Origin of the sequence: Silvimonas iriomotensis (assembly GCF_014645535.1) — a bacterium.
GTDB lineage: Bacteria > Pseudomonadota > Gammaproteobacteria > Burkholderiales > Chitinibacteraceae > Silvimonas > Silvimonas iriomotensis.
The window spans coordinates 193,788-216,520 of the sequence record NZ_BMLX01000004.1 but is presented as its reverse complement, the minus strand read 5'-3'; the positions used below and the strand labels follow the sequence as shown (position 1 = coordinate 216,520).

Sequence of the window (22,733 nt, the reverse complement as noted above, 5' to 3'; positions counted from 1 at the left end):
GGAGGGGTGTTTGAGCGAAGCGAGTTCCCGTAGCCAGCCGGACTTCGCGAGAAGCACAGGGAACCCGAAGGGCGCCGTCGCAGGGGTCGCCTTTCTTTTGGGTACTTTTCTTTGGCGATCCAAAGAAAAGTACCGTGCTCCGGGCACCCCCGGTATCAAAACACCGCGCCGCAGGCGCTAACAAAGGTTCAGTTTTTAGCAGCAGTCACAAGCAAATCGCCACCAGCCTCCTGATCCAAACCACTCCCCGCCCCCCCCAAAAAAACACCCTCCCCCTTGCACCGCACCATCGAAACTTCTTGTATCCGGCAACCACGCCTTCTAGAAATGTAATCGATTACATTCAACAGAAAAATCCATGCCCCCGCGTACGCCAGATGCGCCCCGGACCGTCTCCATCTCTGCCGTGGCAAATCACGCGGGTGTATCCGTTGCCACGGTATCGCGGGTGCTCAACGGGCAGGCCGTCGTCAAACCGGCCACGCGTGACAAGGTGATGGCGTCGGTCAATGCGCTGGGTTATCGCGTCAACGAACTGGCGCGCAATCTGCGCACGGCTGAAAGCCGCTTGTTGCTGACCCTGGTGCCGGATGTCGGCAACCCGTTTTATGCCGAGATCGTGCGCGGTATCGATAGTGTGGCGCGGGAGCATAACTACTTTGTGTTGCTGTGCGATACCGGCGCCGATAGCGGCCGGGAGCAAAGTTACTTTGAGTTGCTGGAACGGCGGCGGGCGGATGGCGCCATCTGCCTGGACCCGGACACCGTGCAGCACGCGTTGATCAAGGCTTCGCCGGGGCTGCCCTGGGTGGCGTGTTGCGAATTCGATCCCGGTGTGGCGGTGCCTTATGTCGGTATTGATAACCGCCGCGCGGCGTATGACGCGGTGACGCATTTGCTGGCGCAGGGCCACCGCCACGTGGCGCTGCTCAATTCAGATGAAACCTGGCTGTATGCACGGCAACGCAAACAAGGCTGGCTGGATGCCCTGACCGCCGCAGGCATCACACCGGCGGCCGATTGGTGCGTCAACGTTGCCGGGCTGGATTACGACACCGGCAACCGCGCGGCCCAGGCGTTGATGCAGCGGGCAACGCCGCCGACGGCCATTTTTGCGGTGTCCGACACGCTGGCTATCGGGGTGCTGGCCGGGTTGCGGGCGGCGGGCAAACGGGTGCCGCATGATGTGGCCGTGGTGGGGTTCGACAATATCGCGCTGGCCGCGCAGGTGGAGCCGGCGCTTACCACCATCGCCCAGCCCATGCGTGAACTGGGCATGACTGCGGCACGGCTGTTGTTGCAGCGGCTGGCCCGGCCAGCGCAGAAAGTACCCGGTTTATTGCTGGATCATCAGTTGGTGGTGCGGCAAAGCAGTCAGGCCTAGTCACGGCGCAGATCAACCAGAACGGGCTCGATCATGAGTGTTTCGGTGCGGTTTGATGACATTTACAAGGATTTCGGCCCGGTACGGGTGTTGCACGGCGTGAGCTTTGAGCTGCCGCCGGGGGGCATTTATGGCGTGCTGGGCGAGAACGGCGCGGGTAAATCCACGCTGATGAAGATCCTTTCCGGTTACGAGCACGCCAGCGCCGGCGAGATCCGCCTTGATGACCGGCTGGTCAATTTCAGATCATCGCGCCAGGCCGAGGGTGAAGGCGTGGTGCTGATCCACCAGGAGTTCAACCTGGCCGAGCACCTGACCGTGGCCCAGAATATTTTCCTGGGCCATGAAAAGCGCAAAGGCTGGTTGCTTGATGACCGGGCCATGCGCCAGGAAGCTGCGCATTACCTCAAGCAAGTGGGGCTGGTGATCAACCCCGATACGCCGGTGCGCAATCTGATCGTGGCCGAGAAACAACTGGTGGAAATTGCCCGCGCGCTCTCTCGCCAGGCCCGCGTGTTGATCATGGATGAACCCACCGCCACGCTCACGCCGACGGAGACGCAGCGCTTGTTTGGCTTGATGCGGCAACTGAAGGCCGATGGCGTCACGCTGGTGTATATCTCGCACAAGCTCGATGAGATTGAGGCCATCACCGATGAGATTGTGGTGATGCGCGACGGCCGCTTTATTACCCGCGCGCCGACCGAGAGTCTGAACCGCCAGCAAATGGCCAACCTGATGGTCGGACGCGAGCTGTCTGACATGTTCCCCGACAAAACCCCGCCGGCAGCCGATGCACCGGTTGCGCTGGCGGTGAGCGGCCTGAGCGTGCCGGGCTGGTCTGAGGACATCTCGTTCCAGGTTCGGGCGGGAGAGATTCTGGGCTTTGCGGGGCTGGTCGGCGCGGGCCGTACCGAGACCTTTGAAGGCTTGCTGGGGCTGCGCAAACGTGCGGGCGGGATGGTGCACATGAACGGCCAGGCCGTCACCCTCAACACGCCGCAACAGGCGGTCAAACTGGGTGTCACCTATCTAAGCGAAGACCGCAAGGGCAAAGGGCTGCACGTGAGCATGGGACTGGCACAGAACCTGACCCTGCTGATGCTGGACCATTACGCGCATCCCTTGCTGGACCTGAACGCCGAGCGTGCTGCCATGGCGCGCGCCAAAGACGAGTTCGGCATCCGCACCGGCAACCTGGACGCCCGCGCCCGGGCGCTGTCGGGCGGCAACCAGCAAAAACTGGCGCTGGCCAAGTTTCTGCACCCTGACCCGCGCGTGATCATTCTGGATGAGCCCACGCGCGGCGTGGATGTCGGCGCCAAGCGGGACATTTACTTCCAGATTCATGCGCTGGCGCAGGCCGGCCGTGCCGTGATCGTGATTTCCAGTGAACTGATTGAGCTGATCGGGCTGTGTCACCGCGTGGCCGTCATGCGCGCGGGCAAGCTGCAAACCACGCTGGGGATGGACCAGCTGACCGAAGAGGAACTGATCGCCCATGCAACCGGCACTCACTGACACCCCGCGCCGCTCCACCCGCTGGCTGGCCCGCTTGCAGGCGGTCGGGCCGCTGATCGGGCTGATCTTGCTGTGCGTGGCGGGCACACTGCTCAACCGCGATTTCGCCACTGTCGACAACATGATGAACGTGCTCACGCGCACGGCGTTCATCGGCATCATCGCGGTCGGCATGACGTTTGTGATCATCTCGGGCGGGATTGATCTTTCGGTGGGGTCGATGGCGGCGCTGATTGCCGGCAGCATGATCGTGCTGATGAACAAGCTGGCCGGCAGCGGCATGGCGCCCTTGCTGATTGTCATGCTGGGAATCGTGCTGGCCCTGATCCTGGGCGCGCTGTTCGGGTTGATGCATGGTTTGCTGATCACCAAGGGGCGGATCGAGCCCTTTATTGTCACGCTGGGCACGCTGGGCATCTTCCGCGCCGTGCTGACCTGGCTGGCCGATGGCGGTGCGCTGACGCTGGATGACTCGCTCAACAATCTGTACGGCCCGGTGTACTACGCCAGCCTGCTGGGCGTGCCGGTGCCGATCTGGGTGTTTCTGATCATGGCCGCCGGCGGCGCGCTGATCCTGAACCGCACGGCCTTTGGCCGCCATGTGCAGGCCATTGGCTCCAACGAGCAAGTGGCGCGCTACGCCGCCATCCGGGTCGATGTGGTCAAGATCGTCACTTACATTTTTCTGGGTCTGTGCGTGGGCGTCGCCACCGTGCTGTACGTGCCGCGCCTGGGCTCGGCCACCCCCACCACGGGCCTGTTGTGGGAGCTGGAAGCCATTGCCGCAGTGGTGGTCGGCGGCACCGCGCTCAAGGGCGGCGAGGGCCGGGTGATCGGCACTGTGATCGGGGCGATTCTGCTGTCGGTCATCAACAACATTCTCAATCTCACCAGCATCATCAGCGTGTACCTGAATGCGGCTGTTCAGGGCGCGGTGATTATCGTGGTGGCGTTCCTGCAAAGAGGGCGCCGCAACGACTAACGCGCCAGGGCCCGCAAGCCGGCCGCAATGGCGACTCTGTGCAAGACAACAAGGCGCATTCGCGCGCCAGCGATGAGGAGTAACTGCACCATGAAACGCTTTACCCTGGGATTGAGCGCCGGTGTCCTGGCGCTGGCCACCTTGATAACGTCTCCGGCCCGCGCGGCGGACCCGGTCACGCTGGGTGTTTCCATTCCGACGGCCGACCACGGCTTTACCGGCGGCATTGTGTGGTGGGCCAATGAGGCCAAAAAAGACCTTGAGAAAGCGCATCCGGGCTTGAAGATCATCGTCAAAACCGCCGCCAACGCGCCGGAGCAGGCCAACCAGTTGCAAGACCTGGTGACGGTCAACAAGATCAATGCGCTGGTGATCTTCCCGTATGAATCGGCCTCGCTCACCCAGCCTGTGGCGCAGGTGAAGAAAAAAGGCGTGTACGTGACCGTGGTTGATCGCGGCCTGACGGATACCAGCGCGCAAGATGCCTACGTGGCCGGCGATAACACCGCATTTGGCAAACTGCCGGCCGAGTACATTGCCAAAAAACTGAATGGCAAGGGCAATGTCGTGGCACTGCGCGGTATCCCCACCACGCTGGATAACGAGCGCTTTGATGCGTTCAGCGGCGTGCTCAAGGCGTATCCGGACATCAAGATTCTGGATGCCAAATACGCCAACTGGAATCGCGATGACGCCTTCAAGGTCACCCAGGATTACCTGACGCGCTTCAAGAATATCGACGCCATCTGGGCCGCCGATGACGACATGGCCGTCGGCGTGCTCAAGGCCATCGACCAGGCCAAGCGCACCGATATCAAGATCGTGTTTGGCGGTGCGGGCTCCAAAGGCATGGTCAAGACGATTCTGGACGACAGCAACAAGCTGATCCAGGCAGATGTCTCGTACTCGCCCAAGTTCATCTATGACGCGGTCAAACTCACGGCCGAAGCGCGGCTGAAGGGCGAAGGGTTGCCGGCCACCACCATTATTCCGTCGGTGCTGATCACCAAGGAAAACGCCAAGCAGTTCTATTTCCCCAACTCGCCGTTCTGAGCGGGGCGATGCAGGCAGCGCGGGGTGCCAGCCGGCCCCGCGCCTTCTTGAATTTTCAGGACAGCCAATCATGAAAACCATCAAGGGCCCGGCGATTTTTCTGGCGCAATTCATGGGCGACGCGGCGCCGTTTGATACCTTGCCGCGCCTGGCGCACTGGGCGTCCAGCCTGGGTTACGAGGCCATTCAGGTACCGGCAGACCCGCGCCTGATTGACCTTGCCACCGCCGCCACCAGCCAGACCTATTGCGATGACATGATCGGCATGCTGGCCGGTTACGGCATCCGGATTTCAGAACTTTCTACCCATCTGCAAGGGCAGCTGGTCGCCGTGCACCCGGCCTATGACGCCTTGTTTGATGGCTTTGCCGCGGCACACGTCCGCGGTCATCCGGCTGCCCGTACCGAATGGGCAATCGAACAACTCAAGCTGGCGGCCAAAGCCTCGCAGCGGCTGGGCCTGAACGCGCATGTGACGTTCTCTGGCGCTCTGGCCTGGCCGTATTTTTACCCGTGGCCGCAGCGCCCGGCAGGTCTGGTGGAAACCGCGTTTGCTGAACTCGCCCGGCGCTGGCGGCCTATTCTGGATGCCTTTGCCGATGCCGGCGTGGACGTCTGCTATGAGCTGCACCCTGGCGAAGACCTGCACGACGGCGTGACCTTTGAGCGCTTTCTGGATGCCGTGGGCCAGCACCCGCGCGCCAGCATTCTGTACGACCCCAGCCATATGGTGCTGCAACAGCTCGATTACCTGGCGTTTGTGGATATCTATCACCAGCGCATCAAGGCGTTTCATGTGAAAGACGCCGAGTTCCGCCCCGATGGCCGCCAGGGCGTCTATGGCGGTTACAACGGCTGGGTAGAACGCGCCGGGCGTTTCCGGTCACTGGGCGACGGGCAGATCGACTTCACCGCGCTCTTTTCAAAAATGGCGCAATACGACTTCCCCGGCTGGGCGGTGCTGGAGTGGGAATGCTGCCTGAAGCACCCGGAAGTGGGCGCACGCGAAGGCGCGGCGTTTATCCGCGAGCACATCATCCGCGTGGCCGACCGCGCTTTTGACGACTTTGCCGGCAGCGGCGTCGATCAGGCCCAACTCGATACCCTGCTGGGGCTCTCTGCCAAAGGACGCACCCCATGACACAAGCACGTTTGAAACTGGGCATGGTGGGCGGCGGCAACGGCGCGTTCATCGGTGCCGTACACCGCATGGCCGCGCGGCTGGATGACTGTTATACGCTGGTGGCCGGTGCGCTCTCATCCGACCCTGACCGCGCCACGCAAAGCGCCACCAGCCTGGGGCTGGACCCGGCGCGCAGCTATACCGATTTCCAGCACATGGCCACGGCCGAGGCAGCCCGTGAAGACGGGATCGACGTCGTCGCCATCGTCACGCCCAATCATTTGCATGCGCCGGTTGCCACGGCGTTTCTCAATGCCGGCATTCACGTGATCTGCGACAAACCGTTGTCGGTCTCGCTGGATGAAGCACTGGCACTGCAAACCTTGTCCCGCCAGCAAAATCGCCTGTTTGCGCTCACGCATACGTATTCCGGCTACCCCATGGTGCGCCACGCCCGGCAACTGGTGGCCAGCGGCGCGCTGGGCGATATCCGTGTGGTGCAGGTGGAGTACGCGCAAGACTGGTTGTCAGAGCCACTGGAGCTGACCGACAACAAACAGGCGCTGTGGCGGGCCGACCCTTCGCGCGCGGGGCCGGCAGGTTGTCTGGGCGATATCGGCACGCACGCGTATCACCTGGCGGCCTATGTCAGCGGCATGACCCCGGCCAGCCTGAGTGCCGAGGCGCATACCTTTGTCGCTGGCCGCAAACTGGATGACCACGTACAAGCCATGCTGCGTTACGCCAATGGCGCCCGCGGCATGTTGTGGGCCAGCCAGGTGGCGGCGGGCGAAGAAAACGCGCTGCGCCTGCGCATTTACGGCACCCGGGCCGGCATCGCGTTTGACCAGCAAAACCCCAATTTCCTGGAGTACACGCCGCTGGGCGGGGCAACCCAGCAGTTAACGCGCGGCCGGGTAGAGAGTGAAGAAGCCCGCCATGCCACCCGCGTTCCGCCCGGTCACCCGGAAGGGTATCTGGAAGCGTTCGCCCAGCTGTATCTGGATGCCGCGCTGCAAATCAACGCCATGAACAACAGCCAGCCCGTCCCCAAAGTCAGCCAGTTGCTGACGACGGTCGATGACGGCGTGGCCGGCATGCGTTTTATTGCGGCCGTACTGGCCAGCAGCCAGGCCAACGGCCAGTGGACGGAGATCTAGCGCGGCTTATCTGGTTGCGGGTGCCGGAGCCGGTGCGCCGTCAGGCCGCGCGGCATGGTCGCTTTTGCGCCGGGCATAGCGCTGCGCCAGCACCGCGCAGGTCATCAATTGAATCTGGTGGAACAGCATCAGCGGCAGCACGATGGCCCCGACCGCATGGCCGGCAAACAGCACATTGGCAATCGGCACCCCGCTGGCCAGGCTCTTTTTAGAGCCGCAGAACACGATGGTGATTTCGTCTTCCTTGTTGAAACCCAGCGTGCGGCTGCCCCAGGTGGTGAGGAACAGCACCACGGCCAGGAGAGCGATATTGATCACCACAATCGCCGCCAGCGCAGACACAGGCGTGTTGTGCCACAGGCCTTGCACCACGGCCTCGCTGAACGCGGAGTACACCACCAGCAAGATCGAGCCCTGATCCACGTACTTGAGCATGGCCTTGTGCTTGTCCACCCAGTTGCCAATCCACTTGCGGGCGATCTGGCCGGCCACAAACGGCACCAGCAATTGCTCGACAATGCTCAGCACCGAATCAAACGAAAACCCCGCCTTGCCCGTGCCGCTGATCATCAGCCCGACAATCACCGGCGTGAGGAAAATACCAAACAGATTGGATGCCGAAGCGCTGCAAATGGCCGCCGGCACGTTGCCGCGCGCCATGGAGGTAAACGCAATCGACGATTGCACGGTGGAGGGCAGCGCGCACAAGAACAGAATGCCCAGATACAGATCAGGCGTGACCAGCGGCGAGAGCAGCGGTTTGAGCGCCACGCCAATGAGCGGGAACATGACAAAGGTCGAGAGCATGACCACGGCATGCAAACGCCAATGCGTGGCCCCGGCAATCACGGCCTCTCGCGAGAGTTTGGCGCCGTGCAAAAAGAACAACAGCCCGATCGCAAAATTGGTGACCCAGCCAAATACCACGGCCGTGTGTCCCTGCACCGGCAAAAAGCTGGCCAGGGTCACGGTGGCGATCAGCGCCAGGGTGAAGTTGTCGGGCAAAAAGCGCGGGCGTTTCATGATGCGGTCCAGAGGTTATGCATTAGTCATCAGACATCGTGAAGCCATTGAATCAAAAAGACCGTTACACTACAAATTCATTTATCTGATCAATTCATGATTTGAACGTATGAATGTTTCTTTGCGCCAGTTGCGCGTTTTTCTGGCCGTCGCGGAACACCGCAATTTCAGCCGGGCGGGCGATGTGATCGGCCTGACCCAACCCGCGGTCAGCCGCTGCATCCGCGAGCTGGAAAGCGAGATCGGCATCCGTTTGCTCGATCGCACCACGCGGGAAGTCCAGCTCACCGCAGAAGGGGCCAGCCTTGTGGGTGAAGTGGGCCGGCTGCTCGACGAGCTGGAAACCACGTTGCAAGCGGCCCGCAATGTCGGTGAACAACGCCGTGGCCGCGTGCGCGTGGCCAGCAGCCCGACGATTTCTGCCAACCTGATGCCGGCCTGCGTGGCCGAGTCACTGCAGCGTTATCCGCAAATTTCGCTGGTGCTGCACGACCAGGTGCAACGGGCCAACATCATCAGCGTGCTCAATGGCGACGTGGATTTTGGCGTGATTGTCGAACCGCAGCAGGTCGATGAATTGCATACCGAATCCATCATGGAAGACCCGTTCTGCCTGATCCTGCCGCAGAACCACCCGCTGGCGGCCCGCACCAGCGTGCACTGGCAAGACCTGGAACGGCAAAAGCTGGTGCTGCTGGATTACGCCTCGGGTAGCCGCCCGCTGATCGATCAGGCACTGGCGCGGCAAGACGTGACCTGCGAAGTGGTGCAGGAACTGGGCCACCCGACCACGGTGTTTCATATGCTGCAAACCGGCATCGGCATTGCCGTGATGCCGCGGCTGGCCCTGCCGCTGCCGGCGGATTCCGGCCTGGCTGTGCGGCCGCTGGTGCCGCAAGTCACGCGCCAGATCATGCTGGCCAGACGGCGCAACCGCTCGCTCTCGCCCGCTGCGCAGGTGGTGTGGCAATTGGTCCGGCAGATGGCCAGCGCGTTGTATCCGGCGCAGGAAAACCAGGCCGGGCGTTGAAGAAATGACGGTGTGCTCGTTATACTGGCCCCCACGGGAGATGGCATGCCTCCCTGAACCGCCCGGCCGTCGCTGCGGGGCTGATGATGCCTGTTGGAGTCCCGGGAGGACCAAGACAGGCACGCCTATCCATCCGGGACATAGCTAGAACAATATGAGTCCGGATTCCCAGATGAAACCCCATCTTTTCAAACACTTTGCCCTTGAGCTGCGCGGCTTGCTGTTTTATTGCGCCAGCTGGATTGTGCTGGCCATCGTGGTTGGCGCACTCAGTGGCAGCGCCTCTGCCTTCTTTTTGTGGGCACTGGATCAATGCACCAACACCCGCCTGGCCCACCCCTGGTTGCTGGCTTTGTTGCCCCTCGCCGGTTTTGCGGTGGCCTGGATTTACCTGAAGTACGGCACCAGCGTGGAAGCGGGCAATAACCTGCTGATCGACGAGATCCACGACCCAAAGAAGATGATTCCGCTGCGCATGGCGCCCTTTGTGCTGGGCGGCACGCTGGTCTCTCACTTGTTTGGCGCATCAGTAGGGCGTGAAGGCACGGCGGTGCAAATGGGCGGCGCACTGGCCGACCAGCTCACCCGCGTGTTCAGGCTCACCCAGGAAAACCGCCGCATCTTGTTGATGAGTGGCTTGTCGGCGGGTTTTGCCTCTATTTTTGGCGTGCCGCTGGCCGGCGCACTGTTCGGGCTGGAAGTACTAGCCATCGGCCGCTTGCGCTATGAAGCCTTGTTCCCCTGCCTGATTGCCGCCGTTGCCGCCGACCAGGTGTGCCTGTTGTGGGGCGCGCACCATACCCATTACGTCGCGGGCGTCATCCCGGCGCTGTCGGTGTGGACACTGACTGCCACCTTGATTGCCGGGGCGCTGTTTGGCCTGGCAGGCATGGCCTTTGCGCGCAGCACGCATGCGCTGACTGCAGCACTGAAACACGTTTTCCCCTACTCGCCCATGCGCGCCCTGGCCGGCGGCGCCACGTTCGCGCTGGTCATGTGGGCCACCCACGCCGACCGCTATCTGGGTCTGGGCGTACCGGTGATTGTTGAATCCTTCCAGCACCCGATCCTGCCGTGGGATTTTCTGGCCAAAGGCGCCGCCACCGTCTGGTCGCTGGCCAGTGGCTTCAAGGGCGGCGAAGTCACACCGCTGTTCTTTGTCGGTGCCACGCTGGGCAACGTGCTGGCCCCGCTCATGCACATGCCGATTGGCCTGTTCGCCGCGCTCGGGCTGGTGGCGGTATTTGCCGGTGCGGCCAATACGCCGATTGCCTCTGCGGTGATGGCAGTCGAACTGTTCGGCGGCGAGATCGGCGTATACGCGGCAGCGGCGTGTGTCATGAGCTGGTTGTTCTCTGGCAACACCGGTATTTACAAAGCCCAACGCCAGGGCGATGGCAAGTGGCGGCACCGGCACACTTTGCCAGCGCCGGATGCCGATCCTAAAGACTGACCACCCTGCGTACCGGATACAACCGGCCAGCTGCCATGGCGCAGCGGCCGGTTTTTTTATGTCTGCATTCGCGTATCGCCCTATCACCGCTTGATGCGATTTCCTTATAACCACATTCTTCTATATCTCAATATAGAATAAAAAGAACATCCGAAAGTCTTTGTAGAAATAAGGATAGCGCTTTAAATTCCCGAATCGACACATCAAACCAACCTGATAGCTCGAAAAGGAATTTAAATGCCCGTGGTCGTGACTCTTTCCGGTAGTCCCAGTGCGCGTTCCCGCTCTCAGGGGCTGTTGAACCGCGCCGCGCAGGTGCTGGTGCAGCAAGGCATCACCATCCAGTCTTTTTCGCTGGCTGATTTCCCGGCGGATGCGCTGCTCTACGCGCAGTTTGATCACCCCGCCATTGCCCGTCTGCAAGACGCCATTTCCAGCGCTGATGGCGTGCTGGTGAGTACCCCGGTCTACAAGGCAGCGTACAGCGGTGCGCTCAAAGTCGTGCTTGATGTGCTCCCAGAGCGTGCGCTGGCGCATCACGTGGTCTTGCCGCTGGCCACCGGCGGCAGCCCGGCGCACATGCTGGCGGTGGATTACGCCCTGCAGCCGGTGCTGACCGCACTCAAGGCCCGCCACGTGCTGGGCGGCATCTATGCCACCGACAAAGAGCTGACCTGGGAGGGCGACATCCTGCAGCTCTCGCCCGAGATCGACGATCGCCTGCATGTGGCACTGGCCCGCTTCATTGCCCACTTGCCCAACCCCGGCCATGTCCAGCTCGACCCTGACACCCTGCACGCGCAACTGCGCCTGGGCAAAGTCAGCCTGTAATTGATCCAGACCAAAACCAATACATTGACCGCTCCGGAGACATCCATGCTACGCAAACTTTTTGCCGCCCTCGCCCCGCTGGTACTGGGCCTGGCGCTGACCACCCCGGCACAAGCCGCCGACCAGACCTTGCGCATTGGCTATCAGAAATACGGCGTCTTCACGCTCTTGAAAGCGCGCGGCACGCTGGAGAAAAAACTGGAAAGCCAGGGCTGGAAAGTAACCTGGACCGAGTTCCCCGGCGGCCCGCAACTGCTTGAAGCGCTGAACGTCGGCGCGGTGGATTTCGGCCTGACGGGCGAGGCCCCGCCGGTGTTTGCCCAGGCTGCCGGCGCGCAACTGGTGTACGTGGCATTTGAACCGCCGGCCCCGTCGGCTGAAGCCATCCTTGTGGCCAAGGATTCACCGATCAAATCGGTGAAAGACCTGAAGGGCAAGAAAGTGGCGCTGAACAAGGGCTCCAACGTACATTACCTGTTGGTGCGCGCGCTGGAAGAGGCTGGCCTCAAGCCGTCGGATATCCAGACCGTGTACCTGCCGCCGGCCGATGCCCGCGCCGCCTTTGCCAAAGGCGCAGTCGATGCCTGGGTAATCTGGGACCCCTACCTGGCCGCCGCCGAAGCCCAGTTGCCGGTACGCACCCTGCGTGATGGCAAGGGTCTGGTGAACAACTATCAGTTCATCCTGGCCGCCCGCAAGTTCATCACCACTCAGCCTGCCGTCGCCAAAACGCTGCTGGGTGAACTGCAAGCCACCGATCAATGGGCCAATGCCAATAACGCTGAGGCCGCCAAAGAACTGTCGCAACAGATTGGTCTGCCGCTGGACGTGGTCAACGCCACGCTGCCGCGCAACACCATGGGTCTGCAGCCAATCACGCCGCAAGTGGCAGGCCAGCAGCAGAAAATCGCTGACACTTTCCACGATCTGGGTTTGATCCCGGTGGCCGTGAAAGTACAAGACGCGTTGATCAAGTAAGTGCCGACGATGATGCGACTGACCAAACCGGGCCGCTGGCTGGCCATTGCAACCCTCGCCCTCGTCGCCACTTTGCCGGCCTGGGCGCAGGAGTTGCGCATTGGCTACCAGAAAAGCTCATTCAACCTGATCGTGCTCAAAAGCCGTGGCGTGCTGGAACAAAAACCGGGCCTGACCGTGAAGTGGGTGGAGTTCCCCGCCGGCCCGCAACTGCTTGAAGCGCTCAACGCCGGCTCGGTGGACTTTGGCATGACCGGCGACACCCCGCCGCTGTTCTCGCAAGCCAGCGGCAGCAAGCTGGTGTACGTGGGTTACGAGCCCGCCAAGCCCCAGGCCGCGGCGATTCTTGTGCTCAAGGCATCGGGCATCAAACAACTGGCAGACCTCAAAGGCCGGCGCATCGCCCTGCAAAAGGGTTCCAGCTCTCATGCGCTGGTCTTGCGGGCGCTGGATAAAGCGGGCCTGAAATGGGATGACATCCAGCCCGCTTATCTGGCCCCGGCCGATGCCCGCGCGGCGTTTGAACGCGGCGCGGTCGACGCCTGGGCGATCTGGGACCCGTACTTTGCCGCCGCCGAAAAAACCGGCGCAGTGCGCGTACTGGCCAGCGGTGAAGGCCTGACCAGCAACCAGACCTTTTACCTGGCCAGCCGCGACTTTGCGCAAAAGAACAAAGCCCTGCTCGACACCGTGTTTGAGGCGCTAACCCGCAACAGCGAATACATCGAACAGCACAACGCCGACGCCGCACGCTTGTTGTCGGCCTATGTCGGGCTGGATCAAGCCACCTTTGAACAGGTCCTCGCGCGCCACCCGGATTACCGCGTGCGCTGGCTGGACGACAAAACCATTGCCGAACAACAAAAACTGGCCGACCGCTTTGCCAGCGAAGGGCTGATTCCCCACCCCGTCACCGTGGCCGACATCGTGGTGCGCCACTAAGCCCCGCCCCGGATACCCACAAGGAATACATCATGAGTCTGAACGTTTTCTGGTTTCTGCCCACCCACGGCGACGGCCGCTATCTGGGCACCGGCCACGGCGCCCGCAGCGTCAACCACCATTACCTTAAACAGATTGCCCAGGCCGCCGATGAACTGGGTTACTACGGCGTACTGATCCCGACCGGCCGTTCTTGCGAAGACGCCTGGGTAGTGGCCAGCAGCCTGGCACCGCTGACCGAACGCCTGCGCTACCTCGTCGCCATCCGCCCCGGCATCGTCTCGCCCACCGTCTCGGCCCGCATGGCTGCCACGCTGGACCGAATCTCCAACGGCCGCGTGCTGATCAACGTGGTCACCGGTGGCGATCCGGACGAACAAGCCGGCGATGGCATCTGGCTGGATCACAACGAGCGCTATGAAGTCACCGACGAGTTCCTGAAAATCTGGCGCGGTGTGCTGGAAGGCGAATCGGTGGATTTTGAAGGCAAGCACCTGAAAGTCAAAGGCGCCAAAACGCTGTACCCGCCAGTGCAAACGCCCTACCCACCGCTGTACTTTGGCGGCTCGTCCGATGCGGCCGTTGACCTGGCCGCCGAGCAAGTCGATGTCTACCTGACCTGGGGCGAACCACCCGCCGCCGTGGCCGAGAAAATCACCGTCGTGCGCGAAAAAGCCGAAAAACTGGGCCGCAAGGTCAAGTTCGGCATCCGCTTGCACGTCATCGTGCGCGAAACCGCCGAGGCCGCCTGGGCCGCCGCAGACGAACTGATCAGCCACGTCACCGACGACACCATTGCCGCCGCACAAAAAGCATTCAGCCGCTTCGATTCCGTTGGCCAGCAACGCATGGCCGCACTGCACGGCGGCCGCCGCGACAAGCTGGAAGTCTCGCCCAACCTGTGGGCAGGCGTAGGCCTCGTGCGCGGCGGCGCCGGTACTGCACTGGTCGGTAGCCCGGAAGAAGTGGCGGCACGGATCAAGGAATACGCAGATCTGGGGATCGAAAGCTTTATTTTCAGCGGCTATCCGCACCTGGAAGAGGCTTACCGGTTTGCCGAACTGGTGTTCCCCTTGTTGCCTTTGTCTGAGCAGACCCGTGCGCCGGCGAAGGCGAATTTGACGGGGCCGTTTGGGGAGATTGTGGGGAATGATTTGCCGCCGGCGGTGAGGGCAGCAGCTGCCAGCTGATGTGGTTTGCCAGGTGCGCTGAGGGCTTAGCACCTTCGGTGCGGGCTTAAAGGCGTTTTGATACCCGGGGTGCCGGGCCCACCCTACTTTCTTTGCTTCGCCACCTCGGCGGCCCCAAAGAAAGTAGGCAAAGAAAGGCGACCCCAGCCTGGCGGCCCTCCGGGCTTCCCTCAGTCGGTCGGGAGCCTGGGGTCTCCCTCCGCTCCATCGGCGCTTGGCTTTAATGGGGGAGGAAAATCAAAGACAACTGCAACCCCAAACCAACACCAACAGCAGCGGCAACGGCAACGGCAACGGTGAAACCCTAACCACGGCAGTGGCAGTGGCAGTGGCAGTGGCAGTGGCAGTGGAAATGGTAAATCCAACACGCACCCCACTGACTCGTCATTCCGGACCTCGGCGGCCCCCTTGGCCGGAATCCAGTCCGCAGCCCGACAGGCTGCTTTCGGTGGCCTACCGCTGCCGTCTTGTGCTGATCCTGTGGCACTTGCATGCATCGCAGCTGGATTCCGGCTCAAGGTGGCCGCCGAGGTCCGGAGTGACGAAGTGGTAGGGCAAGCCAATCATTCTTGCCGGCCGTGGCGTAGGGTGGATTCGCGAAGCCATCCACCGTTGCGATGGTGGATTGTCGCTTCGCTCCGAATCCACCCTACAAAACCTGCACACAGATGACCTGGTTTTGGTTGCCGTTGCCGTTGCCGTTGCCGTTGTCGTTGATTTTCGGGGTTGGGGTTGGGGTTGGGGTTGGGGTTGCTTTTGACCTACCTCCCCTTGACTGCGCCGAGCATCGCAGCAAGGTGCGGGGTTTCGGCGTAAGGGTGTTTGAGGGCTTTAGCCCGAGTTCCCTGGAGCCAGCCGCGCCTTGCGAGAAGCACAGGGAACCCACGTAGTGGGCGCAGTCGCAGGGGTCGCCTTTTCTTTGGTGCCTTTCTTTTGGCGACCCAAAAGAAAGGCACTTGCTGTCGGGCAACCCCCGACACCCAAAACACCGCGCCGCAAGGCGCTAACAGCAGTTCAAGGTTTTAAAGACAGCCAAGGCAGATTATCGCTAACGCCCCAATAAGAAAGCCACTTGCTGTCGGGCAACCCCCGACATGTAAAACCCCTGCGCCGTCAGGCGCTAAAAACAAACCATACCGGAGCACCACCCCATGTCAGCCCATCCAGCCCATCACGGCCTGGCCAAAACCCTCCTCCCCTGGCTCGTCCCGGTCCTCATCATCGTCGCCTGGCAGCTGGCAGCCAGCGCCGGCGAGATCGACAACCGCGTCATGCCCTCGCCGCTGGCCGTGCTTAAGGCTGGCAAGGATCTGGCGCTCTCGGGTCAACTCTGGCTGCATCTGAAAATCAGCTTCATCCGCGCCATGATCGGTTTTGCGGTGGGCGGCGGCATTGGCCTGGCGCTGGGGCTGATCACCGGTCTGTCAAAACGGGGCGAGTTGCTGCTGGACAGCACCGTGCAGATGATCCGCACCATCCCGCCGCTGGCGCTGATCCCGCTGGTCATTCTGTGGTTTGGCATCGACGAAACCGCCAAGCTCTTCCTCGTGGCCTTTGGCACCTTGTTTCCGGTGTACATCAACACCTACCACGGCATCCGTTCGGTCGATAACGGCCTTGTGGAAATGGCGCGCAGCTACGGCCTGAAAGGCTGGCCGCTGTTTCGCGATGTGATCCTGCCCGGCGCACTGCCGTCGATTCTGGTGGGCGTGCGCTTTGCGCTGGGTTTTGCGTGGATCTTGCTGATCGTGGCAGAGACGATCTCGGCCAGTTCCGGCATCGGGTATCTGGCCACCAACGCGCGCGAGTTTTTGCAGACGGATGTCGTGGTGCTGTCGATCTTGCTGTATGCCCTGCTGGGCAAGGCCAGCGATGCGGCGGCCCGTGTGCTGGAACGCCGCTGGCTGCGCTGGCATCCGGCGTATCAATAAATGGATCGGAGCACACTGATGAATGCCCCTTTTTCTGTGAATGGCGTCGCGCTGCAACTCACCGGCGTCGGCAAACAGTTTGATCGCAAAGTGGTTTTGCATGAACTGGACCTGACCTTGCGCGCTGGCGAGTTCGTCGCGCTGGTCGGGCGCTCTGGTTGCGGCAAATCCACCTTGTTGCGCCTTGTGGCGGGGCTGGATCAGGCCAGCGCCGGGTTGATCGAGGCCGATGGCAAACCGCATATCACCGCCAGAAACGAGACCCGGCTGATGTTCCAGGACGCGCGTCTGTTGCCCTGGAAAACCGTCCTGCAGAACGTGGGGCTGGGCCTGAGCGGTGACTGGCACGAACACGCCGCAGCCGCGCTGGCCGAAGTCGGCCTGGCTGAACACGCCCACAAATGGCCGGCGCAGCTCTCCGGCGGCCAGCGCCAGCGTGTGGCGCTGGCCCGCGCGCTTATTCATCGCCCACGGCTGTTGTTGCTGGATGAACCGCTGGGTGCGCTCGATGCCCTGACGCGGATCGAGATGCATCAATTGATCGAGCGTTTGTGGCAGCACCACGGCTTTACCGTGTTGCTGGTCACGCATGACGTGCAAGAGGCAGTGTCTCTGGCTGACCGGGTCATCCTGATTGAAGAGGGCCGCATCGGCCTTGATCAGGCGGTCGATCTGCCGCGCCCGCGCGCCCGTGGCACAGCCGCTTTTGCCGCGCTGGAAGAACGCATTCTGAACCGCGTGCTCGCCCTGCCCGATACCGGTACGCCACCCGACACGCCTAAAGAACCAATCGTTCCGGCTGCATTACGGTGGGCTCTTTAATTTCCAAAAAGAATATAAAATAAATATCAAATTACTTTGATGTATAAAAAGGTGCTGATACGCTGAGTTTGTCAACACCCGGAACACCCCGGCCCACCGGCATACATCATTTCATTGGAGAACTACATCATGGCCATTCAACAGATCAACGTTCGTAACCAGTTCCGCGGCACCATCAAGGAAATCATCGAAGGCCCGGTGCTGTCTGAAGTCGACGTCACCACCCCGTCCGGCATCGTCACCAGCGTGATCACCACCCGCTCCGTCAAGGAACTGGGCCTGAAGCCAGGTAGCGAAGTGATCGCTTTCGTGAAGTCGACCGAGGTGTCGATTGCCACGCTGTAATTCGATAATCCGGCTTGAGCACACAAACAGGGCGCATTTTGCGCCCTGTTTGTTTTGGCGCCAGACCGCCTGAAAAACCGCCGGACCCGCGCCACTGTTGGCTTTTACGCAACCAGATATATACAAGTAGCAAATCAGCCTTTGTGGGAATATAAGAATCAGCGAGAATTCTTCTCAAATATCATACCCAGAGGTTTTTCATGTCCCGCCTTGTCACCCGCCTGATCGTTGCCGCCGTTGCTGTGGCCGTTGCCGTACCGGCCTTTGCCGATGTCACTTTGCTTAATGTCTCTTATGACGTGATGCGTGACTTCTACAAGGATTACAACCCGGCGTTCCAGAAGCACTATCAGGACAAGTTCAAGGAAAAGGCCACCATCCAGATGTCGCATGGCGCTTCCAGCAAGCAGGCGCGTTCGGTGATCGACGGTCTGGAAGCCGATGTGGTGACCATGAACCAGCATAACGATATCGATGCGATTGCCGACAAGGCCAAGCTGTTGCCGCCAGACTGGGCCAAGCGCCTGCCGGATAATTCCGCGCCGTTTACGTCGTTGCAGGTGCTGATCGTCAAGAAGGGCAACCCCAAGGGCATCAAGGACTGGAACGATCTGGCCCGTCCGGGCGTGCAGGTGATTTTCCCCAACCCCAAGACCTCGGGTAACGGCCGTTATACCTTCCTGGCGGCGTGGGGTTATGCGCTGCGCCAGCCGGGTGGTAACGAGCAAAAGGCCGCTGATTTTGAAGCGTCCATCCTGAAAAACGTGCCGGTGCTGGAAGCCGGTGGCCGTGGCGCCACCACCACCTTCATGCAGCGCGGGATTGGCGACGTGCTGGTGACGTTCGAGAACGAGGCCGAAATGATCGCCCGCGAGTTTGGCCGCGGTAACTTTGATGTGGTGTACCCGTCGGTGTCGATCGAAGCCGAACCGCCGGTGGCGCTGGTGGACAAGGTGGTCGACAAGAAGGGCACGCGTAAAGCCGCGCAGGAATATCTGAGCTGGCTGTGGAGCCCGGAAGCGCAAGACATTGCCGCGCAAAACTATCTGCGCCCGCGTGACAAGGCCGTGTTTGCCAAGCACGCCAGCCAGTTCCCCAACGTCAAACTGTTTGGCATCAACGACTTCGGCGGCTGGCAAGCGGCCCAGGCCAAGTACTTTGCCGATGGCGGTGTGTACGACAAGATCGCCGCATCGGTGGCCAAGCGGTAAGGCGCAAGGCGTGAGGTGTGAGGGGGAACAACCCCTCTACTGAACGCCAGTTTCACCAGATCGTTGCAGATCGTTGGGTGGATTCGGCGCGTTAGCGGCAATCCACCATCGCCAGGGTGGATTGCTCCGCGAATCCACCCTACATGGAAGAAGTGGCCGGGTTGTGTTTACACCTCACCCTCACTGCTCTCCCCTCACAGGAACACCATGGCTTTCAAACAACACAGCGTGCTGCCGGGCTTTAACCTGGCGCTGGGCTACACGCTGCTCTACTTATCGGTGATCGTACTGATCCCGCTGGCAGCGCTGATTTTAAAAAGCACGCAAATGCCGGTGGCGCAGTTCTGGCACACCATTTCCGACCCGCGCGTGGTGGCGTCGTACCAGCTGACTTTTGGCGCGTCGCTGATTGCGGCCTTGCTGAACCTGTTTGGCGGTTTGCTGATTGCCTGGGTGCTGGTGCGTTACCAGTTCTTTGGCAAACGCTTTATCGATGCCATGGTCGACTTGCCGTTTGCGCTGCCCACCGCCGTGGCCGGTATCTCTCTGGCGACCATCTACGCCCCGAACGGCTGGGTGGGCCAGTTGTTTGCGCCGTTTGATATCAAGATTGCCTTCACCCGCATCGGCGTGGTGATCGCGCTGACCTTTGTGACGCTGCCGTTTGTGGTGCGCACGGTGCAGCCAGTGCTGGAAGACCTGGAAAAAGAACTGGAAGAAGCCGCTGCCAGCCTGGGTGCCACACGCTGGCAGGTGTTTGGCAAGGTCATCCTGCCGACATTGCTGCCCGCGCTGCTGACCGGTTTTGCGCTGGCGTTTGCCCGCGCCATTGGCGAGTACGGCTCGGTGATCTTTATTGCCGGCAATATGCCGTTTGTATCCGAGATCACCCCGCTGATGATCATCTCCAAACTGGAACAATACGATTACGTGGGCGCAACGGCGATTGCCGTGGTGATGCTGGCGGTGTCGTTTGCCTTGTTGCTGGTCATCAACGGCCTGCAATGGTGGGCCGCCAAACGACTCGGGCGGAGGAAATAAGCCATGGCGCAAAGTCCCCGTTCTGTCGTCACCACTGAATCAAAACCCGTGCGCTGGTTGCTGACCACGCTGGCCTTGTTGTTCATTGCGCTGTTCCTGGCGCTGCCACTGGTGTCGGTGTTTACCGAAGCGCTGCGCAAGGGCTTTGATCTGTACTTTGAAGCGCTCAAAGAGCCGGATGCCTGGTCGGCCATCAAGCTGACCCTGATCGCCGCCGCGATTTCCGTGCCACTGAACCTGACCTTTGGCGTAGCCGCGGCCTGGGCGATTGCCAAGTTCGACTTCAAGGGCAAGAGCGTTCTCGTCACGCTGATTGACCTGCCGTTCTCGGTCTCGCCCGTGGTGGCCGGTCTGATCTACATGCTGATGTTTGGCGCGCAAGGCTGGCTGGGGCCGTGGTTGTCTGACCATAACCTCAAGGTGGTGTTTGCCGTGCCGGGTATTGTGCTGGCGACGGTGTTTGTCACCTTCCCGTTTGTGGCGCGTGAACTCATCCCGCTGATGGAAGCGCAAGGTTCGGAAGAAGAACAGGCCGCGCTGAGCCTGGGCGCGTCGGGCTGGCAAACGTTCTGGCGCGTAACGCTGCCCAATATCAAATGGGGTCTGCTGTACGGCGTGATCCTGGCCAACGCGCGTGCCATGGGCGAGTTCGGCGCGGTGTCGGTGGTGTCGGGCCATATCCGCGGCGAGACCAACACCATCCCGCTGCATGTCGAGATTCTGTACAACGAGTACAACTTTGTCGGCGCCTTTGCCTGCGCTTCCATTCTGGCCTTGCTGGCCCTTGTGACCCTGGCGGTGAAAAGCTGGGTGGAATGGCGGACAGAACAACTTGCGGCACGTGATCGTGCCAATGCGGTAGACGGCTGAGGGGCTGGGTTCCCACCTCACTCCTCTTCCCTCACACCTCACAGGTAACACACCATGAGTATCGAGATTCGTAATATCGCCAAGCGCTTTGGCAACTTCACGGCGCTGGACAACATCAACCTGGAAGTCAAAACCGGTGAACTGCTGGCCTTGCTGGGCCCGTCCGGCTGCGGCAAGACCACGCTGTTGCGCATCATTGCCGGTCTGGAAACGCCGGATGAGGGCCAGATCCTGTTTCATGGCGAAGACACCACAGAAAAACACGTGCGCGAACGCAATGTGGGTTTCGTGTTCCAGCATTACGCGCTGTTCCGCCACATGACCGTGTTCGAGAACGTCGCTTTCGGCCTGCGTGTACGTCCGCGCAACCAGCGTCCGTCCGACGAAGAGATCAAGAAGAAGGTGCATGAACTCCTGAACCTGGTGCAGCTGGACTGGCTGGCAGACCGCTACCCGGCACAACTGTCCGGCGGCCAGCGCCAGCGTATTGCCCTGGCGCGTGCGCTGGCGGTTGAGCCCAAAGTGCTGCTGCTGGATGAACCCTTTGGCGCGCTCGATACCAAGGTGCGTAAAGAACTGCGCCGCTGGTTGCGCCGCCTGCACGACGAAATGCACATCACCAGCGTGTTTGTGACGCACGACCAGGAAGAAGCGCTGGAAGTGGCCGACCGCGTAGTGGTCATGAACAAGGGCAAGATCGAACAACTGGGCTCGCCAACCGAGGTCTACGACAAACCGGCCACGCCGTTTGTGTACCAGTTCCTGGGCGACGTGAACCTGTTCCATTCCCGGGTGCATGAAGGCTGGGCACAAGTGGGCGATACGCGCTTTGCCGCGCCGGAAAGCACAGGCGACAAAGCCGTGGTGTATGTGCGCCCGCACGAGATCGACCTCGTCCGCGAAGCTGGCCCCGGCGCGCTGCAAGGCACCATCCAGCACATCCGCCTGCTGGGCGCGACCGTGCGACTGGAGCTGGACGTGGCCGACCAGGATGCGGTTGAGGTGGAACTGACCCGCGAACAGCAACAGGCAGGCGCATGGCAAGTGGGTGAATCGGTCTACCTGCAACCGCGTGAAGCGCGCGTGTATATCCCGGAACACCGCGCACCGACGGCGAGCACCGAATGGAGTTCGGGCGGCGGTATCTAGGAAAATCATCTTGCAGGGCGGATCCGGACCAAAGCGGCAATCCACCCTGCGGTTTTCAAAAAAAAGGCCACCTCCCGGTGGCCTTTTTCATGCCCGCTCCACCCGCGCCGCAAAGCAGCCATATCTGGCGAAATGCGCATGCAGATAACGCACATTGGGCATGGCCAGATAGCGTTCGATCAGCACCGTCAGATCATGGCCGGATGCAATGTCCGCCGCCGCGATCAGATCATCGCCATCAAACGCCCGCAACGAAATCAGCCGCTTGCTCAGGTACTCCGGCACCTGGTTGTGCACTGACACCGTCGTTTCTGCGCCTTCCAGAATGAAGATTGCGTGGCTGGACTGATACGGGCTGTTGGCCGGCTGATGTTGAAAGTTCACCAGCAGCAAAGGCTCCCCCACCACCGCATCACGCATTTGCGTGCGCTCTGGAAAACCGGATGGCCCGGTGGCAATACGGCGCAAGGCTTTGTGTTCTTTCAACGCGGCATCAGACAAACCATACAGATGCATGAACGGGGCGGGATCAACGCCGGTGATGCGGTAGGCCATGGTGGGCTCCTCAGGATGGGTGAGGAGATTCTTGCGCGGCCGGCGCTGCCCGGATATCTGCTTGTTGCTTTTGAATTTTCTCAGTCTGCGCTAAAGCAAACGATCTCCGGCAGCCGGGTTGCTCTGCGTCATGACCTGG

At 61.3% G+C, this 22,733-nt stretch carries 21 protein-coding genes and 1 riboswitch; of the genes, 19 read left to right on the top strand and 2 right to left on the bottom strand.

What is annotated here, in order from left to right:
• Positions 1–358: 358 nt before the first annotated feature.
• The 6 genes from IEX57_RS15515 (at position 359) to IEX57_RS15490 (ending at position 7,223) form a co-directional block, all read left to right on the top strand.
• Positions 359–1,384: a LacI family DNA-binding transcriptional regulator gene (locus tag IEX57_RS15515; protein ID WP_188705259.1), complete on the top strand. Its 1,026-nt coding sequence runs from the start codon at positions 359–361 to the stop codon at positions 1,382–1,384.
• Positions 1,385–1,417: 33 nt separating this feature from the next.
• The gene (locus IEX57_RS15510) at positions 1,418–2,905 is read left to right on the top strand and encodes a sugar ABC transporter ATP-binding protein (RefSeq protein ID WP_188705258.1); all 1,488 of its coding nucleotides are present in this window, start codon (positions 1,418–1,420) and stop codon (positions 2,903–2,905) included.
• On the top strand, positions 2,886–3,887 hold the full coding sequence (locus IEX57_RS15505; protein ID WP_188705257.1) for an ABC transporter permease: 1,002 nt from the start codon (positions 2,886–2,888) through the stop codon (positions 3,885–3,887). Before IEX57_RS15510 ends, IEX57_RS15505 begins: the two co-directional genes overlap by 20 nt.
• Positions 3,888–3,977: 90 nt before the next feature.
• A complete protein-coding gene (locus IEX57_RS15500) occupies positions 3,978–4,940 on the top strand; it encodes a substrate-binding domain-containing protein (RefSeq protein WP_188705256.1) in 963 nt (320 codons plus the stop codon).
• A gap of 70 nt (positions 4,941–5,010) precedes the next feature.
• Positions 5,011–6,081 (top strand): sugar phosphate isomerase/epimerase family protein, encoded by a 1,071-nt coding sequence (locus tag IEX57_RS15495; RefSeq protein ID WP_188705255.1) that lies wholly within the window; start codon positions 5,011–5,013, stop codon positions 6,079–6,081.
• The gene (locus IEX57_RS15490; protein WP_188705254.1) at positions 6,078–7,223 is read left to right on the top strand and encodes a Gfo/Idh/MocA family protein; all 1,146 of its coding nucleotides are present in this window, start codon (positions 6,078–6,080) and stop codon (positions 7,221–7,223) included. Before IEX57_RS15495 ends, IEX57_RS15490 begins: the two co-directional genes overlap by 4 nt.
• A gap of 6 nt (positions 7,224–7,229) precedes the next feature.
• Here the strand turns inward: IEX57_RS15490 and IEX57_RS15485 are convergent, their stop codons facing one another.
• Positions 7,230–8,246 (bottom strand): bile acid:sodium symporter family protein, encoded by a 1,017-nt coding sequence (locus IEX57_RS15485; protein ID WP_188705253.1) that lies wholly within the window; start codon positions 8,244–8,246, stop codon positions 7,230–7,232.
• Positions 8,247–8,355: 109 nt separating this feature from the next.
• On the opposite strand from IEX57_RS15485, the gene IEX57_RS15480 reads away from it, so the two are divergent.
• From IEX57_RS15480 to IEX57_RS15420, 13 genes are all read left to right on the top strand, one after another.
• Positions 8,356–9,276, top strand: coding sequence for a LysR family transcriptional regulator (locus IEX57_RS15480; RefSeq protein ID WP_188705252.1), 921 nt, complete (start codon positions 8,356–8,358; stop codon positions 9,274–9,276).
• A gap of 27 nt (positions 9,277–9,303) precedes the next feature.
• Positions 9,304–9,376: riboswitch (Fluoride riboswitch) on the top strand.
• Between the two features lie 72 nt (positions 9,377–9,448).
• Positions 9,449–10,729, top strand: coding sequence for a voltage-gated chloride channel family protein (locus IEX57_RS15475; RefSeq protein WP_188705251.1), 1,281 nt, complete (start codon positions 9,449–9,451; stop codon positions 10,727–10,729).
• 237 nt (positions 10,730–10,966) lie between these two features.
• Positions 10,967–11,560: an NADPH-dependent FMN reductase gene (gene ssuE, locus IEX57_RS15470; RefSeq protein WP_188705250.1), complete on the top strand. Its 594-nt coding sequence runs from the start codon at positions 10,967–10,969 to the stop codon at positions 11,558–11,560.
• A 45-nt stretch (positions 11,561–11,605) separates the two neighbouring features.
• Positions 11,606–12,538 carry a sulfonate ABC transporter substrate-binding protein gene (locus IEX57_RS15465; protein ID WP_188705249.1) on the top strand — a complete coding sequence of 311 codons (933 nt, stop codon included), beginning with the start codon at positions 11,606–11,608 and terminating at the stop codon, positions 12,536–12,538.
• 9 nt (positions 12,539–12,547) lie between these two features.
• A complete protein-coding gene (locus tag IEX57_RS15460) occupies positions 12,548–13,480 on the top strand; it encodes a sulfonate ABC transporter substrate-binding protein (RefSeq protein WP_229709052.1) in 933 nt (310 codons plus the stop codon).
• Between the two features lie 32 nt (positions 13,481–13,512).
• A complete protein-coding gene (gene ssuD / locus IEX57_RS15455; RefSeq protein WP_229709051.1) occupies positions 13,513–14,670 on the top strand; it encodes an FMNH2-dependent alkanesulfonate monooxygenase in 1,158 nt (385 codons plus the stop codon).
• 1,151 nt (positions 14,671–15,821) lie between these two features.
• Positions 15,822–16,601: an aliphatic sulfonate ABC transporter permease SsuC gene (gene ssuC, locus IEX57_RS15450; RefSeq protein ID WP_188705248.1), complete on the top strand. Its 780-nt coding sequence runs from the start codon at positions 15,822–15,824 to the stop codon at positions 16,599–16,601.
• An 18-nt stretch (positions 16,602–16,619) separates the two neighbouring features.
• Complete coding sequence (locus IEX57_RS15445) at positions 16,620–17,423, top strand: ATP-binding cassette domain-containing protein (protein ID WP_188705247.1); 804 nt, start codon at positions 16,620–16,622, stop codon at positions 17,421–17,423.
• Positions 17,424–17,552: 129 nt separating this feature from the next.
• On the top strand, positions 17,553–17,768 hold the full coding sequence (locus IEX57_RS15440) for a TOBE domain-containing protein (RefSeq protein ID WP_184101788.1): 216 nt from the start codon (positions 17,553–17,555) through the stop codon (positions 17,766–17,768).
• Positions 17,769–17,968: 200 nt separating this feature from the next.
• Positions 17,969–18,979 carry a sulfate ABC transporter substrate-binding protein gene (locus IEX57_RS15435; RefSeq protein WP_188705246.1) on the top strand — a complete coding sequence of 337 codons (1,011 nt, stop codon included), beginning with the start codon at positions 17,969–17,971 and terminating at the stop codon, positions 18,977–18,979.
• Between the two features lie 207 nt (positions 18,980–19,186).
• Complete coding sequence (gene cysT, locus IEX57_RS15430) at positions 19,187–20,020, top strand: sulfate ABC transporter permease subunit CysT (protein ID WP_188705245.1); 834 nt, start codon at positions 19,187–19,189, stop codon at positions 20,018–20,020.
• Between the two features lie 3 nt (positions 20,021–20,023).
• Positions 20,024–20,890 (top strand): sulfate ABC transporter permease subunit CysW, encoded by an 867-nt coding sequence (cysW, locus tag IEX57_RS15425; RefSeq protein WP_188705244.1) that lies wholly within the window; start codon positions 20,024–20,026, stop codon positions 20,888–20,890.
• 54 nt (positions 20,891–20,944) lie between these two features.
• Complete coding sequence (locus tag IEX57_RS15420; RefSeq protein WP_188705243.1) at positions 20,945–22,039, top strand: sulfate/molybdate ABC transporter ATP-binding protein; 1,095 nt, start codon at positions 20,945–20,947, stop codon at positions 22,037–22,039.
• A gap of 87 nt (positions 22,040–22,126) precedes the next feature.
• Here IEX57_RS15420 and IEX57_RS15415 read toward each other — a convergent pair whose 3' ends face one another.
• On the bottom strand, positions 22,127–22,594 hold the full coding sequence (locus tag IEX57_RS15415) for a DUF1203 domain-containing protein (RefSeq protein WP_188705242.1): 468 nt from the start codon (positions 22,592–22,594) through the stop codon (positions 22,127–22,129).
• Positions 22,595–22,733 lie beyond the last annotated feature (139 nt).